The following is a 13,999-nucleotide window of genomic DNA, read 5'->3' as shown; positions in this document are numbered from 1 at the left end:
GGCGGCCCCTGGCGGCCCCTAGATGTTGAAGCGAATGTTCAGGATATCCCCGTCCTCTACGGGGTACTCCTTGCCCTCCAGGCGGAAGAGGCCCTTCTGCTTTACGGCTTGCTCGGAGCCGCTTTCCAGGAGGTCGGTGTAGTTGAAGCATTCTGCCCGGATGAAGCCCTTGGCAAGATCGGAGTGGATCGTTCCTGCCGCTTCCTGGGCGTTTTGGCCGTGGCGGATCGTCCAGGCCCGGACCTCGTCTTCCCCTACGGTGAAAAAGCTGATGTAGCCAAGCATGCGGTAGGCAAAGGCGGTGAGGCGGTTTCGGGCAGACTCGGATATCCCGATATCTTCCATGAAGGCCCGGGCATCGTCGGCGTCCATGCGGGAGAGCTCCATCTCGAAGTTTCCGGCAAACTCAATCACGGGATAGCGCTCCTGAAGTTTCTCAACCAGGGGCTGGTGCTGTCCGTACCGGTCCTCATCGGAGTTCAGCACCAGAAGCACCTGCTTGGCTGTGAGGAAGCGGAACCCGCTGATGATCTGGAGTTCGTCGGGGGTGAACTCCATGGTTCGCACCGCGCCGCCCTGATCAAGCTGTGCCACCAGGCGGTGCATGACCTTTTCCTCGGCCTGGGAGCGGGGTGTCTTGCGCCCTCGCTTGTGGTCCGCCTCGATCCGCTCCAGCCGCCGTTCGGCGATCACCTGGTCCGAGAGGATCAGTTCCGCCTCGATTGTTTCGAGATCCCCCAGAGGGTTGGCGGCTCCCCAGGTCTCGTCCAGGGTAGCGTTGGCAAAATTACGGAGCACCAAAAGCAGGGCGTCGGCGTTTTTTACCATGGTCATGCCCTCGCCGGAAAAGATTCCCGCCGTGTCCGTTCCCTGAGCCCCGCTGACAAAATCGATAAACTCTGTGGTGGCGAAGATGGTCTTTTTGGGTTGATAGAGTGCCGAGAGTTTTTCCACCCGGGGGTCGCCCACATCCACCACAGCCACGTTGGGTTCCACTTTGCTGGAGGCGTACTCGGCCACCTCAGCTTCCTGTCCTGTAAGGGCGTTAAAGATTGTGGTCTTTCCTGCCTTGGGAAGACCGACGATTCCTATATTCATGTTCCTGGAGTATGCCGGAAAGAGACGTTCCCGGCAACGCCCGGCTCCGGAGACGTTCCGGGAGCGGGGCATTTCCGTTCCTCCAGGGGATACGAAGGCCAGGGGGTTCAAGGGGGCGCTGGAAAAATGAGCCTCCAGGTACTATCGTTGATACCGTGCTGTATCAGAACATACTGGCCGTTGTGAACCCTGTTGCGGGAAGCTCTGGTGACGTGGAAAAAATGAAAGATCTTCTGGCAAAAGGGCTGGAAGGTCCCGGCCGAAGCGTGGCCATTCACGAAACCTCGGTATCGGACGATGTGGCTGGTCTCGTGCGGGCTGCCTGCGACGACGGGGTCTCTCTGGTGGTTGCCTGTGGAGGAGACGGTACCGTGGGGAGTGTTGTCAACGGTCTGGTCGGAACCGGTGCGGTCCTGGGGATACTGCCTGCCGGAACGGGAAACGGCCTGGCCCGGGCCTTTGGAATCCCCCTTCGTCCCGAGGCTGCTGTGGCGCTTCTGGCGGCAGCTGCCGGGGCCGCTCCCACAGCTGCAACGCGAGCTGTCGATACCTTTTCGGTAGAAGGGCGACACTTCGTGCTCAATCTGAGCGTTGGTATCAGTGCGCGGTCGATGGACGAGACCCCGCCCCGGGACAAGAAGCGCTTCGGCCTCCTGGCCTATCTCTGGCGGATCGTCGGGCATCTTCCGGGAGGCCGTTCCACCCGCTATCACCTGATCCTGGACGACTATTCCCGCCGGGTGGAGGCCACGGAGCTGATCGTCTCCAGCGGCACCCTTCTGGATCATCTTCCCAATGTTTTGGGCCCCGCCGAGACCTTCTGCGATGGCCTGCTGGATGTCTATGTGGTGAACGGGCGATCCCTGATGGACTACGGCGAGATCTGCCTGAGGATTCTCTTTCGCCAAAAGGCAAAAGAGGGACGGTTTACCCACTATCGGGTGGGGAACCGGCTCTTTCTGGAGGCTGAACGGAAACCCGAGCCCGTTCAGGGAGACGGCGAGGTCTTCACCAGGACGCCTCTGGAGGTGCAGGTCCATCGGGGAGCGCTGTCACTGGTGGTTCCCTGCCGAAACCAGGAGAGCCGGGAAAATCCTTCTTGATACAGGGAATCGTTCTGCCGTATCCTCCTTCCCATGGTTTCGATTCTGGCGGCGGTCTCGCTCTTCTTGCTCTGGTTCCTTTTTGTGGGAGCCGTTACCGTGGCCGACGGTATCGCGGGGGGGGTAATCGTCCTGACAAGTCTGTTTCTCTTCCGTCGCAGTCGGAGTGCCCTCTGGTTTCCCGATTCCCGTCAGGGGCCTGATCGAGGTCCTTCCAGCGGGAGCCCCCGCGGCGCTGGAGCTCTCCTGAAGGGGCTCCTGGCGGGAGCCCTCTTTCTGCCTGTCTTCGCCGGAAAGATTTTTCTCTCGGGTCTCCAGATTACCTTCATGGCTCTTCAGCCCTCGATCACCTTCTGGCCGGGGATCGTTCGCGTTCGTACCGGCCTCTCGGGAATGACCGGCGTGACGGCCCTGGCCAATACGATCACCCTCACGCCGGGAACGCTCTCCCTTGATTACGTGGCCGACGGGGATGCTCTCTTTATCCACTGGATCGACGTATCGGAGTACGACGCGGCCACCCTGGATCAACAGGTGACCGGAGGGCTCCGCCCCTGGGTGAAGAGGATTCTGGAATGATTCCTCTTGTGCTGGTTCTCCTGTGCCTCTGCAGTCTTGCCTGTCTGGGCCGGGTTCTCCGGGGGCCTACGTTACTCGACAGAATCGCTGCGGGTGATGCCATAGGGGTGATGCTCGTGGTGGTTCTGGTGTTGCTGGCTCTTCTCATGGAGCGGGCGGTTTTTCTGGATATCGCCCTGGTTTACGGGCTGCTGCTCTTCGCTGATCTGCTGGTCATTTCCCGTTCTCTCGAGGAGAAAGATCCGGCTCTGCCCGGGGAGCCCCCCCCGGGGGAGGGATGCAACCGGTGATTCTGACTCAGTTTCTGCGTATCCTGAGTGTCCTCGCTCTGGGAGCGGGGTCGTTCTTTGTATTCGCCATGACCCTGGGGATGTGGCGCTTCCCCGACGCCTTTACCCGCCTCCACGCAGGAACCAAGGGGCTCACCATCGGGGCGGGGCTTATCGTCCTGGGGGCTGCCCTGGCAGCACCCTCGCTACTCTTTGGTCTGCGAATCGCTGTGATCTTTCTCTTTCTCATGATCACCAACCCCATAGCAACTCAGGCGATCGCCCGGGCCAATTATCGTATTGATCGTTCCAGGCGGCATCTCGTCCTGGACGAGTATCAGGAACTGCGCGATTCCCTGGAGCACAACCATGACCAGCCTGCTCCTTGAAACGGCTTACTACCTGATTCTGGCGGGTGTTGTTGTGAGTGCAACCGCTGCGGTGCTCCTGAAGGGGCCTTTGGCATCGATTATTCTTCTTTCGGTGTTCAGTGTTTTTTCCACGATTCTCTTTGCCCTGTTGCAGGCCGTAGACGTGGCCATGGCCGAGGCAGTAATCGGCGCGGGGCTCATGACGGCTCTTTTTGTGACGGCCCTGAACCGCACCGGGGGCATCCGGTGATGAACGTCGGGGATCGGTTCCGTACTGTTGTTGCAGCGCTCCTTTCGGTGATCGCTGCGGCGGCCGCCCTGGTGACGCTTCTGCTGGAAGAAAGCGCATCGCCTTTTCCGGGGTTTCTTCAGGATGGGGCGCACGCCACGGGAAGTGTCAACATCCCCACGGCGATCCTCATGGACTATCGCGCCTTTGACACTCTGGGTGAGGCTTCGGTGATTTTTGGTTCCGCTGTAGTAATCGCCGCCATTCTGGGGACACCCCGCTTTGCCAGAGAGGACCAGCCCCTGGGGCTTCTCTCGCGGAGGGCTCTGGTGTATCTGTTGCCGCTCTTCCTGATCTTTCCCTCCTATGTGATCACCAACGGTCATCGATCTCCCGGAGGAGGGTTTCAGGGCGGTGTCAGCATCGCTGTCCTGGTGATCCTGCTCCATGTTGCTTTTGGCAACCGCTTCGCCCTCCAGCGGGTTTCTCTGAGGTTCCTGGGGTTTGTGGAATACCTGGGGGCCCTGGCTTTTCTGGCTACGGGAATTCTGGGGATTCTCCTGGGGTCCTCCTTTCTTGCCAATGTCGTTGCGGGAGTTCCCCGGGGAACTCCGGGAGCGCTGCTCAGTGGGGGAATCATCCCGGTTCTCAATATCATTGTGGGTTGCAAGGTGGCTGCCGGATTAAGCTCGATTTATTGCCATCTGGCAGGGGGTGGAGACTAGTGGTCCCGAATGTACAGCTCGTGACCTGTATCGCCGCAGGAATAATTTTTGCCGTGGGGCTCTTCGGCCTTCTCACCCACCGGGACATGATCAACATCTGCATTTCCATGAGCGTCATGGAATCATCGCTGGTTATCGTTCTTGCTGCCCTGGCCTGGGTTCCCGGGGGGGCTGCCCCCATCATGGACGGCCCCTTTGTTGATCTTCCGGCCGAGGCTTTTGTGGATCCCTTGCCCCATGCCCTGGCGCTGACAGCGATCGTAATTGGAGCCGGCCTGCTGGCTGTCGCCCTGGCTCTCTCGGTTGTGCTCTATCAGCGGTTTGGCACCACCGATCTCTCCCGGATCTTTCGGGAGCTTCACCGGCAGGAGGGGTAGCCGATGGAACACCTGCCCCTGCTGATCGTGATAATACCCCTGGGAACGGCCTTTATGATCGCCCTGGGTGATCTGGCATATCCCCGGAGCAAAGTGTGGATTCTCGTAACCGGTCTTGGCCTGCAGACAGCTGCGGTCTGCCTGCTGGGCCGGGCCGTCGCCCGACAGGGCCTGGTGATTTACGTTCCGGGGGGGTGGCTTCCCCCCTGGGGCATTCTCCTGGCGGCCGATGCGGGAACGGTCTTGCTCGCGGGGATCGTCCTTGCGGGGTTTATCGCGGTGACGATCTTCTCCCTGGGTTCCCGGGAGCTGGGTGCCCTGACAGGAAAGTTCTTCCCCCTGCTTTGCCTCTACACGAGCGCTCTCAACGGCATTGTTGTAGCGGCCGATCTTTTTAACCTCTTCGTCTTCCTGGAGCTGGCCACGGTTTCCACGATCGGGCTGATCGGGATGAAGGGGCGCGGCAGGAACGCCGCTGCAGCCCTGACGTATCTGATTCTGGCCTCTTTCAGCGGCGTTCTCTTTCTCCTGGCCGTTATTGTGATCTATCGGACCACGGGAACTCTCTCGATTCCCCTGGCTGCCCGGGTTATTCCGTCCCTGGCTGGACGAACCCGGGCCGTTTTGGCGGTGTCTCTTGTGGTTTCCCTGGGGATCAAGATCGGGTTGGTGCCGCTGCACCTGTGGCAGGCTCCGGCCTATCGCGCCGCGGGAAGCACCGCAGCGGGGTTTCTTTCGGCCGTTGGCATGAAGGTCTACCTGGGTGCCCTGATCCGGCTCCTCTGGGGGCTTCTGCAAGCTCCTCTCCTGGTGCCGGCGCTCTTTCCCGTCCTCCTCTGGGCGGGGATGATCAACATCGTTCTGGGGCACCTGCTGGCCCTCTTCGAGGGGGATTTGAAGCGCCTTATCGCTTTTTCCAGCGTGGCCCACGCGGGGTATATCTGTCTTGGCCTGGGGGCCGCCGGGATGGCCGGAGTCTCTCTCGGGGATGCTGCTCTTGCAACGACGAGTGCCGCCGGGGCTGCCCTGGCGGCGGCGCTGTATCACGCGGTGAACCATAGCGCCATGAAGAGCGCTCTCTTCTGGTCCTGCCGCAGCTTTATCGTCACCGCCGGCACGTCGCGGATCGCCAGTCTTTCCGGCCGGGCAGCTGCGTCCCCCCTTGCTTTCGCAGCATTTCTGGGGGCAGCGGCGGCCCTGATCGGGTTGCCCCCCACGGGTGGCTTCGCCTCGAAATGGCAGATCGCGATAGTTCAGCCTGGTGTGCTGCCGCTTCTGGTGATCGCTCTGGGGACGGTCATCTCCCTGGTCTACTACGCCCGAACGGCCTTGATCCTGGCAGGCCCCGGGACGCTCGCGGGGCCTCTGGAAGATACAACCCTTCCGGAACAGGGGAGGGCCGATTCTTCAGGTCAGGGTATCGGTGCTCCTGAAACCGGAGCTCCCGGAACCCGTGCTCCCGGGACAACCGTAGCGGCGGTCCTGGTGCTGCTTCTCGCAGGAGGTGCCCTGTCCACGGGAATCCTGGAGCGATGGATGATCCCCTTCCTGGAAGAGGCGAGTCAGGCTTTCCTTTCCACCGCTCCAGAGCTTGAGGCCGCCCTGGAAGCAGCCCTGGATGCAACCCGGAGCACAGCAGAAAGGAGTCTCCCGTGAAGCCGATCTTCTCCTGGACCTGGGTGTTGCCGGACGGCATGGACGCAGCAGTGCTCCTGCTCTTCTGTTTTGCCGGTGCCGTCAGCATGCTGCTTCTGCTTGTCCAGAGACATCACCGGGCGATCTTGCCGGGGCTGATCCACGTGGCAGGGGGCATCCTGGCCGCGCTGAGCGCAGATCTGATAACGCTTCTGGTGGCCTGGGAGATTCTTACCTTCTCGGCCTTCTTTCTCCTGTTACAGAGCCGAACAGGCGAGGCCCGCCGGGCTGCGTCGCTGTATCTTGTTGTTCAGATCATCGCGGCGGCCCTCTACTTTGTGGCGGCCCTTCTTCACTTCAACGAAACAGGAACGCTCCGTACCGGGGGGCTTGCTGCCGAGGGTCTTGTCCCGGCGGCGCAGCCCTTCATGGCCCTGGCTGTGCTGATAAAAACGGCGGGGATTCCCTTCCATTTCTGGCTTGTCCGGGCCTATCCGGTGGCAGCCCTGCCGATAACGCCGCTGCTCTCGGCCTTCACCACCAAGGTGGGTGTGGTTACGGCAGCCCGGCTGGTCCGGTTTTCTCCGGGAGGAGTACCGCTTTTTGCCTGGGCCGGAGCGCTCACTGCGCTGGTTGCGGTGGTGCTGGCGCTTCGGCAGCATCAGGTTCGTCGACTCCTGAGCTACCACCTGATTAGCCAGGTGGGATACATGACCGCTGCCGTGGGAATGGCCGGGATGACCGTTGACACGGCTATGGTCGGCACCGCCACCCGGGCAGGGCTTTTTCACCTGGTGACCCACACCCTCTACAAGGCCCTCCTTTTCATGGTGGCTGCCGAAGCTGCCCGATCCTTCGTCGCTCCCGGAGGTGGCCCCCAGGAAGAACTGCCTCTCATGGGCGGTCTGGCCCGAAAGCGGCCGATCCTCTGCGTGCTGGGTGTAATTGGTGCTGCAGCGATCTCGGGAGTCCCCTTTACCAGCGGCTACGCCAGCAAGGAACTCCTGAAACACGCCGTGGGCGGAGGCGCACCGGGGCTTCTGCTGCAACTGGCCTCGGTCGGAACAGGCCTCTCCTTTTTGAAGTTTCTCTGGATGATCTTCTGGGCTCCTGCGAAAAGTCCAATTACGCTCCCCTCAAGGACAAGGAGGGCGATTTGCCTGGTGCCCGCCTTCCTTGTTGCTGTTGCAACGGTCCTGATCGGTCTTCGTCCCACGCTGGTGCCCGGGATCGACAGCTGGAGCGGCTTCTCCGGCCCGTCTCTGGGCGCGGCCCTTCTTCCCCTGGGGGGATCGCTCCTGCTGTGGGTGCGTTTCAGAGCCAGGCTTGTCGCCCAGGGGAGGCCGGTTTCATTGCCTGCCGGTGCAGGACCGGATCCGGCCCGCGTCATGTTCCGGCTGGCCACGGAGCAGATTTCCCGGCAGGGCTCCCGGCTGGCGGGTGCCTTGAAAGCGTGGCACCGCTGGGGCCCTCAGTCTCAGTTGCTTCTGGCCCTGGCCACGGTGGTTCTGCTGGGGTTTCTTGTGGCAACCCTCTGATTACAGCCCGCACCGCAGACTCATCGATGAACCTTCCGGGAAGTCCGGGCAGATTTCCTCAGGCGCCTCGCAGGACCGTCAGAAGCTCCCGGGAATCCTTCGTCTTGAGCAGATCCCGACGAACCTTGCGGTGTTTTAGCAAGCGGCCGATCTCGCTCAGAAACCGGATGTGAGGACCTGTCATGTCATGAGGGGAAAGGGTCATGATAAAAATCTGCGAGGGGGAACCATCAACACTCTGGCAATCGATGGGCTTCTCTGTTACCACCACCGCGGCCACCAGCTCCTGCACCGCAGCCGTCTTGGCATGGGGGATCGCGATGCCATGCTGCATCCCCGCAGCAAGATGCTGCTGATTCTCCCGAAGATCCCGCCGGGCCTGATCCAGATCAAGAATCTTTCCGGTAGCATCAAGAAGGCGCAAGAGCTCCTCCACCACTTCTTCCAGAGAATCGGCCCCGTACCTGGTTTTCACCAGGGACTCGTTCAGCACGTCAAAAAGCACACCCCGAGTATACCCCGAAAATGCTCCGGGAGGGTAGCCGCTGAAACGGCCCGGCTCCCTCGCCCCGGCGGCTTTGTCACCGCCACCGGGCCGGAGGGCCTTTGTTACACCCGGGCCTTCAGGACCTGGTTGATCGCCATTTCGATCGCCTCGTAGAGTTCGCGTTCGTCGGCAAGATCGGTTTTAACGTTGAAAAACATCATTTTCCCTGAGAGAAGTTTCTCTTTTGCATCAAAGGTGAAGTTTACTCCGATCTCGTTAGAAACGGGTTCTCCCTTTCTTTTTGCCATCTGGGGACCTTCTTTCACGGAAACAACAGAACTTTTTGATACTTTCTTCAGTTCAAAGGCCATTTTTTCTCTCCTGCAATTATAGAATTGCCTTATTATACTGGTTCATAATCGATTTGTACAAGAAGAAACGAAAAGCAGATATTTTGCATTCCCCGATTCGAACAGGGGCAGGGTCAAAACCTCTCTGTGGCCCACTTGTTTCAAGAAGGAAAGGCAGGTATACATTAGGTATGAATCACATCCTTTCGCATCAACCCATTAAAACCGATTCTTCCAACAGGTTCGCTTCAAATACCATGACTGAGCGATTTCCACGAATTATACATTCCATACTTCAAGCAAACCCCACCTATCCCGGCCGTGTTCAGAAGCGCCTGGAGGAACTCTCGCGGAAGATGGTGGAAAACGGTGAGATCCCGCCGCTGGTCGATTCAGCCTTCGATCAGGATCAGTGGAATTGTCTCTACCGGTCCTGCCAGGGGCAAGGCTGGCAGGAAACGGAATGGTTCTTTGCCGAAACCTACGCCTACCGCCTTCTTCTGGAGGCCTGTGAGTATTTTTCTACCCTGAAAGACCCCTTTGGACCTCTGAAAGAGAGAGAACTCGAACAGGGAACCGCCTTTTGGCCCCTCCTGGCGGAGGCAGAAACCCGAAAGAACGGGGGAGCTCCCGGAACTCCCCGGTCCCTGAAGGAGGAGCTCCTCCAGGCCCTGCTCCTCTCTCTCTGGGGGAACCGGGCCGATCTGAGTTTCAGCGGTGGCACAGCCCTGGACACGACAGGGGAGATCCCGGAGACCCTCGTTGCCCAGGATGACCAGCCTGCCCTGGATCATCTTCTTGGCCTGCAGGGCGCCTCGGAAGAGGCTGAATCGTCGGGGCGGGAGATTCACCTGGTCCTGGATAATACTGGGTCAGAGTTGGCGGCTGATGTGGCCCTCTCTTTGACTCTGAGGAGGCTCCTGAAAGTCCCTCTGGTGCTCCACCTGAAGCTGTACCCCACCTACGTGAGCGATACCACCGTGGCAGATCTGCACCGGTTCCTCGATGTTGCAGCTACCCATCCCCGTGAGGAGGTTCGGTCCCGTGCCTCGGCTTTTGGAGCCGCTCTGAAAGAGGGGGCAATACGACTTGCCCCGGATGATTTCTGGTGCCAGCCCCTTTTTCTTGCCGATGCTCCGCCACGCATCACGAGAGCGCTGGACCGGGCTGGTATGGTCATCTTCAAGGGAGATCTGAACTATCGACGGGCCATGCATGATACAATATGGCCACCCGGGACCCCTCTGGCCGAGGCGATCCGTTGCAGACACGAGGCTCCCTGGCTCTTTCTCCGGACCATAAAAAGCGATTGCCTTGCGGGTGTATCCCGGGAGCGGTGTCAGGCACTCCAGGCGGAAGACCCTTCGTGGAGAACAAGCGGAACCCGGGGGCTTCTGCAACTGGCCTCAGATTAGGAAGAGCCACCGGAAAGGAAGTCTATGGACCTGGAAGAAATGAAGGAACTGGAAGAACTGAAGGAACACCTCTCGGCCTCACAGAAGATCGTTTTTTTCGGCGGTGCCGGCGTCTCCACCGAGAGCGGTATCCCCGACTTCCGTTCCAGCCGGGCAGACAACCATGATCGGTTCTACCGTGGCTACGCACCGGAAGAGCTTCTGAGTGCGGCCATGCTGCAGGAAAAACCGGAAATCTTCTTCTCCTACTATCGGCAGCACCTGGTGCATCCCCGGGCACAACCCAATCGGGCTCACCGGGTTCTTGCGTCCTGGGAGGACCAGGGCAAGCTTCAGGCTGTGGTAACTCAGAACATCGATGGTCTTCATCAGGAAGCTGGCAGCAAGACTGTCTGGGAGCTCCATGGGTCGGTCCACCGCAACAGCTGTCTTGCCTGCGGAAAATCTTTTGGCCTCAAATCAATTGTCGAAAGTACCGGCGCCGTTCCCCGATGTGATACCTGCGGTGGAATAATCCGGCCCCGGGTTGTTCTCTACGGAGAGTCTCTCGATCAGTCCGTGGTAGAGGAGGCCTGTCGGGCGATCTCCCGGGCCGAGATCCTGATCGTGGGGGGGAGTTCCCTGGTCGTTCACCCCGCTGCGGGGCTTCTGCACCACTACAGGGGGGACTGTCTGATTATCGTGAATCGTGATGAAACGCCCTGGGACGACCGGGCCCGGCGGGTTTTTCGGGGATCCATCGGTGAGGTTCTGGAAGAGATGGCCGCTGTCCGGTAATTCCGGGCCCGCTTCGCTTGATTAAATACTTTCAACACTATACATTTTTCGCACATGAAGCATTTCACCAGCAAGCAACGAGAGATCGCAGGAAAACTCCAGCAGGATTTCACCGGAGGAAACTGGTCAAACTGGCGCTGGCATATCAAGCATTCCATTACCGACCTTGATTCCTTCGAGACGGTCTCGGGCATAACCTTTTCTCCAAAGGAGAGGGAGGCTCTCCAGGAGACGATCGAGACTTTCCCGCTCTCCATTACGCCCTATTACCTCTCTCTGATAGACGTGGCGGACTGGCAAAACGATCCCGTCATGAAACAGGCCTTTCCCGATTCGCGGGAACTCCTCCGCCAGGATTACGAGATGGCCGACCCCCTCTCGGAGGACACGGACAGTCCCATACCGGCCATCACCCATCGCTACCCCGACAGGGTTCTTTTTCACATCAGTAACAGCTGTTCCATGTACTGCCGCCATTGCACCCGAAAGCGAAAAGTGGGAGACCGCGATTCCATCCCCACCAGGGAAATTCTCTCCCAGGGGATCGAGTATCTCCGCGAGCATCGGGAGATTCGGGATGTTCTTCTTTCGGGGGGAGACCCGCTGATGCTCTCCGATTCATACCTGGAGTGGATACTGAGCCAGATTCGGGAGATCGACCACATCGAGATTATACGAATCGGCACGCGAATGCCCGTGGTCCTGCCCTATCGGATCACCGATGAGCTGGTGGATATGCTGAAGCGTTACCACCCCCTCTACGTAAACACCCATTTCAACCACCCTCGGGAGGTGACCGGTTCATCCCGGGCAGCCCTCACGCGCCTGGCCGATGGGGGTATACCTCTGGGTAACCAGACGGTTCTCCTGCGGGATGTCAACGACTGTCCCAGAATACAGAAAGCCCTGGTTCAAAAGATGCTGCAGAATCGTGTGAGACCCTATTATCTGTACCAGTGTGACCTCTCCGAAGGCCTCACCCATTTCCGCACGCCCGTGAGCAAGGGAATCGAGATCATGGAAAGCCTGAGGGGTCACACCAGCGGGCTGGCTGTGCCCACCTATGTGGTGGATGCCCCCGGCGGAGGAGGAAAGATACCGGTGGCGCCAAACTATCTGGTCTCCTACTCTCCTTCCAAGGTGGTTCTGCGTAATTTCGAGGGAGTGATCACCACCTACCGGGAGCCCTCGGAATATCCTCACACCTACTGCAACCGCGACTGCGATGAGTGTCACCTCCAGCTCAAGCTGGACGAAGCCCGGGAGAATAACGCCACGGGAATCACCCAGTTGCTTTCCGACGAGGACGATGTTTATACCCTGGTTCCCGAGAACACCACGCGCATCTGCCGTCGTCAGGATGAGATTGCTGAATGATGGATTGCCAGGAACAAGACCGCCAGGAACGGGTGGGCCGGTCCCTCCTCCATCACGGACGGGGGAGCGACCGTATCTACCTCATGGAATATCACCGTGCCGATCGGGACAGGCTCTGGCAACGAATTCAGGAGCTCCAGGAACAGCAAAACTACGGAAAGCACTTTTTCCTGCTTCCCCAGGGGGAGGCCCCCTTCTTTCTCGCCCGAGGGTACCGTCTGGAAGCGATGATCCCGGGATATTTTCAGGGAGAAGAGGCGGCGATAATTCTGGTGCGGTATTTTTCGCCCTCCCGGGAGATTCTTTCCCGGGAGGATCGCGAGCTCCTTGAAGCCTGCGCTGCCTGGTCAATCGGGGAGCAGCCTGGAGCTCCCCAGGGGTCCGAACCTTCCCGAAGGGGGGCGCCAGGAACTGCCTGGCAGGTACGGCGGGCCCTCCCCGGGGATATTCCCGCCCTGGCGGGGCTCTATGAGCGAACCTTCGCAAGTTATCCCTTTCCCATAGGCTCGCCGGAGTATCTGGCCAAAACCATGGGAAGCGATGTGGACTACTACCTGATCCCGGCTCCCGAGGGCTTTGCTCACCCCATCGCTGCTGCGGCCTCAGCCGAGAAGCACCCGGTTCCAAAAAGCGTGGAGATGACCGATTTTGCCGTGGACCCTGCCTTTCGGGGCGCGGGTCTGGCGGGGATCCTGCTGTCTGCCATGGAAGAAGCCCTGCTCCGGCAGGAGTACCGCTGTTTTTACACCATTGCCCGGCTCTCCCAGCCAGCCATGAACCGTACTTTTTTCAGGGCCAGGTATCGTTACGGGGGGACTCTCATCAGGAACACCCAGATTGGCGGGGACCTGGAGAGCATGAACGTCTGGTACAAACCAGCCGGGAAGCCCCCCCCAGGAAGCCTCTAGGCTCGAGGCGGCTCGGGCGGGGAGCTCAGGCCGGGGCGGGTATGGAAAGCCGCACTGCTCCCTCCCGAAGCACTCTGGCCAGGGCTGCGAAGGGGGAGCTGTCCCCGGGGGATATCTCGAAGCTGAAGGTCCGTTTTCCCATGTCATCCAGAAAATGAGCGTCAGAATCGCAGATCAGGGTATGGCCCCGGGTGTCAAAGGGTGGGGGAAGGCGCGTCACCTCGAGGGCGCTGAAGCGCTGGTCCGGAAGAAACCCCAGCTGGGAGGCAATGCTCGTGGCGGTTCTGTCGATGTGAGCGGGGATAATGAGCCCTCCCCGGCGAAGGGTCTCTTCGGCGATCTCCTCGATCGAAGCGTCGATCGCAGGAATCAGGTAGCGTTCCTCGAAATCGAGAATGTTTTCGTCGGCATCGACCACGGCCTGATCGCCGAACTTTTCCGGGTCGTGACGGAAGTCCGGCAACCGTTCGTAGACCCAGTCGCCCCAGTCGAGGGCTTCCCGGACCGATCCGAAGAGCGAGAGGATATGGACCTCCTCGCGGGTGGTGGTCTCGGTGCCAAAAACAGGAATTATCCCCTCGCGGCGGCAGGTCTCCTCAAAGGCGGGACAGTTCCGGGCACTGTTGTGGTCCGTGAGGCCCAACATGGAGATCCCCAGCTCTGCCGCCCGGCGGCAGAGCGCACCGGGGCTGTTCTCCAGATCCCCGCAGGGGCTGAGACAGGAGTGGTTGTGAAGGTCGGCAACAACCGTCACGGCCCGC

General features: G+C 60.0%; 17 protein-coding genes. 13 read left to right on the top strand and 4 right to left on the bottom strand.

Annotation, left to right across the window (positions count from 1 at the left end; all coding sequences use genetic code 11):
- Positions 1-18: 18 nt before the first annotated feature.
- Positions 19-1,170 (bottom strand): redox-regulated ATPase YchF, encoded by a 1,152-nt coding sequence (ychF, locus tag BW950_RS08630; protein ID WP_200796810.1) that lies wholly within the window; start codon positions 1,168-1,170, stop codon positions 19-21.
- On the opposite strand from ychF, the gene BW950_RS08625 reads away from it, so the two are divergent.
- The 9 genes from BW950_RS08625 to BW950_RS08585 are packed head-to-tail and all read left to right on the top strand — an operon-like array spanning position 1,110 to position 7,924.
- On the top strand, positions 1,110-2,201 hold the full coding sequence (locus tag BW950_RS08625; protein ID WP_083943870.1) for a diacylglycerol/lipid kinase family protein: 1,092 nt from the start codon (positions 1,110-1,112) through the stop codon (positions 2,199-2,201). The two genes, ychF and BW950_RS08625, sit on opposite strands and share 61 nt — an antisense overlap.
- A 33-nt stretch (positions 2,202-2,234) precedes the next feature.
- Positions 2,235-2,780 carry a Na+/H+ antiporter subunit E gene (locus BW950_RS08620; protein WP_076488894.1) on the top strand — a complete coding sequence of 182 codons (546 nt, stop codon included), beginning with the start codon at positions 2,235-2,237 and terminating at the stop codon, positions 2,778-2,780.
- Positions 2,777-3,070 (top strand): monovalent cation/H+ antiporter complex subunit F, encoded by a 294-nt coding sequence (locus BW950_RS08615; RefSeq protein WP_076488893.1) that lies wholly within the window; start codon positions 2,777-2,779, stop codon positions 3,068-3,070. Before BW950_RS08620 ends, BW950_RS08615 begins: the two co-directional genes overlap by 4 nt.
- Entirely contained in the window at positions 3,067-3,438 is a 372-nt protein-coding gene (mnhG, locus tag BW950_RS08610) for a monovalent cation/H(+) antiporter subunit G (RefSeq protein WP_234969066.1), read from the top strand. Before BW950_RS08615 ends, mnhG begins: the two co-directional genes overlap by 4 nt.
- Positions 3,419-3,670 carry a hydrogenase subunit MbhD domain-containing protein gene (locus BW950_RS08605; protein ID WP_076488891.1) on the top strand — a complete coding sequence of 84 codons (252 nt, stop codon included), beginning with the start codon at positions 3,419-3,421 and terminating at the stop codon, positions 3,668-3,670. The genes mnhG and BW950_RS08605 overlap by 20 nt, the downstream gene beginning before the upstream one ends.
- Positions 3,670-4,374, top strand: coding sequence for a hydrogen gas-evolving membrane-bound hydrogenase subunit E (gene mbhE, locus BW950_RS08600; protein WP_076488890.1), 705 nt, complete (start codon positions 3,670-3,672; stop codon positions 4,372-4,374). Before BW950_RS08605 ends, mbhE begins: the two co-directional genes overlap by 1 nt.
- A complete protein-coding gene (locus tag BW950_RS08595; protein WP_076488889.1) occupies positions 4,374-4,751 on the top strand; it encodes a sodium:proton antiporter in 378 nt (125 codons plus the stop codon). The genes mbhE and BW950_RS08595 overlap by 1 nt, the downstream gene beginning before the upstream one ends.
- Positions 4,752-4,754: 3 nt before the next feature.
- The gene (locus BW950_RS08590) at positions 4,755-6,407 is read left to right on the top strand and encodes a complex I subunit 5 family protein (RefSeq protein WP_076488888.1); all 1,653 of its coding nucleotides are present in this window, start codon (positions 4,755-4,757) and stop codon (positions 6,405-6,407) included.
- Complete coding sequence (locus tag BW950_RS08585) at positions 6,404-7,924, top strand: proton-conducting transporter transmembrane domain-containing protein (protein WP_076488887.1); 1,521 nt, start codon at positions 6,404-6,406, stop codon at positions 7,922-7,924. The genes BW950_RS08590 and BW950_RS08585 overlap by 4 nt, the downstream gene beginning before the upstream one ends.
- 58 nt (positions 7,925-7,982) lie before the next feature.
- On the opposite strand, the gene BW950_RS08580 is transcribed toward BW950_RS08585, so the two are convergent.
- Complete coding sequence (locus tag BW950_RS08580) at positions 7,983-8,429, bottom strand: PTS sugar transporter subunit IIA (protein WP_076488886.1); 447 nt, start codon at positions 8,427-8,429, stop codon at positions 7,983-7,985.
- A gap of 104 nt (positions 8,430-8,533) precedes the next feature.
- On the bottom strand, positions 8,534-8,719 hold the full coding sequence (locus tag BW950_RS08575) for a hypothetical protein (RefSeq protein WP_143559180.1): 186 nt from the start codon (positions 8,717-8,719) through the stop codon (positions 8,534-8,536).
- A gap of 299 nt (positions 8,720-9,018) precedes the next feature.
- On the opposite strand from BW950_RS08575, the gene BW950_RS08570 reads away from it, so the two are divergent.
- The 4 genes from BW950_RS08570 to ablB are packed head-to-tail and all read left to right on the top strand — an operon-like array spanning position 9,019 to position 13,238.
- On the top strand, positions 9,019-10,176 hold the full coding sequence (locus BW950_RS08570) for an ARMT1-like domain-containing protein (RefSeq protein WP_159438763.1): 1,158 nt from the start codon (positions 9,019-9,021) through the stop codon (positions 10,174-10,176).
- 24 nt (positions 10,177-10,200) lie between these two features.
- Complete coding sequence (locus BW950_RS08565) at positions 10,201-10,953, top strand: NAD-dependent protein deacylase (RefSeq protein ID WP_234969065.1); 753 nt, start codon at positions 10,201-10,203, stop codon at positions 10,951-10,953.
- Between the two features lie 54 nt (positions 10,954-11,007).
- Positions 11,008-12,330, top strand: coding sequence for a lysine 2,3-aminomutase (kamA, locus tag BW950_RS08560; protein ID WP_076488883.1), 1,323 nt, complete (start codon positions 11,008-11,010; stop codon positions 12,328-12,330).
- On the top strand, positions 12,327-13,238 hold the full coding sequence (ablB, locus tag BW950_RS08555) for a putative beta-lysine N-acetyltransferase (RefSeq protein WP_083943869.1): 912 nt from the start codon (positions 12,327-12,329) through the stop codon (positions 13,236-13,238). The genes kamA and ablB overlap by 4 nt, the downstream gene beginning before the upstream one ends.
- Positions 13,239-13,263: 25 nt before the next feature.
- Here ablB and BW950_RS08550 read toward each other — a convergent pair whose 3' ends face one another.
- A complete protein-coding gene (locus BW950_RS08550; protein ID WP_076488882.1) occupies positions 13,264-13,992 on the bottom strand; it encodes a PHP domain-containing protein in 729 nt (242 codons plus the stop codon).
- Positions 13,993-13,999: the final 7 nt, after the last annotated feature.

Source organism: Alkalispirochaeta americana, from assembly GCF_900156105.1.
GTDB classification, from domain to species: domain Bacteria; phylum Spirochaetota; class Spirochaetia; order DSM-27196; family Alkalispirochaetaceae; genus Alkalispirochaeta; species Alkalispirochaeta americana.
This window is presented reverse-complemented; position numbering and strand designations above follow the sequence as displayed.

Coding starts and splice junctions, on each gene's coding strand:
- ychF (WP_200796810.1), bottom strand. CDS start 1,170: ATGCCCCGCTCCCGGAACGTCTCCGGAGCCGGGCGTTGCCGGGAACGT.
- ablB (WP_083943869.1), top strand. CDS start 12,327: ATGATGGATTGCCAGGAACAAGACCGCCAGGAACGGGTGGGCCGGTCC.
- BW950_RS08605 (WP_076488891.1), top strand. CDS start 3,419: ATGACCAGCCTGCTCCTTGAAACGGCTTACTACCTGATTCTGGCGGGT.
- BW950_RS08625 (WP_083943870.1), top strand. CDS start 1,110: ATGCCGGAAAGAGACGTTCCCGGCAACGCCCGGCTCCGGAGACGTTCC.
- BW950_RS08570 (WP_159438763.1), top strand. CDS start 9,019: ATGACTGAGCGATTTCCACGAATTATACATTCCATACTTCAAGCAAAC.
- BW950_RS08615 (WP_076488893.1), top strand. CDS start 2,777: ATGATTCCTCTTGTGCTGGTTCTCCTGTGCCTCTGCAGTCTTGCCTGT.
- BW950_RS08575 (WP_143559180.1), bottom strand. CDS start 8,719: ATGGCAAAAAGAAAGGGAGAACCCGTTTCTAACGAGATCGGAGTAAAC.
- mbhE (WP_076488890.1), top strand. CDS start 3,670: ATGAACGTCGGGGATCGGTTCCGTACTGTTGTTGCAGCGCTCCTTTCG.
- BW950_RS08565 (WP_234969065.1), top strand. CDS start 10,201: ATGGACCTGGAAGAAATGAAGGAACTGGAAGAACTGAAGGAACACCTC.
- BW950_RS08620 (WP_076488894.1), top strand. CDS start 2,235: ATGGTTTCGATTCTGGCGGCGGTCTCGCTCTTCTTGCTCTGGTTCCTT.
- kamA (WP_076488883.1), top strand. CDS start 11,008: ATGAAGCATTTCACCAGCAAGCAACGAGAGATCGCAGGAAAACTCCAG.
- BW950_RS08590 (WP_076488888.1), top strand. CDS start 4,755: ATGGAACACCTGCCCCTGCTGATCGTGATAATACCCCTGGGAACGGCC.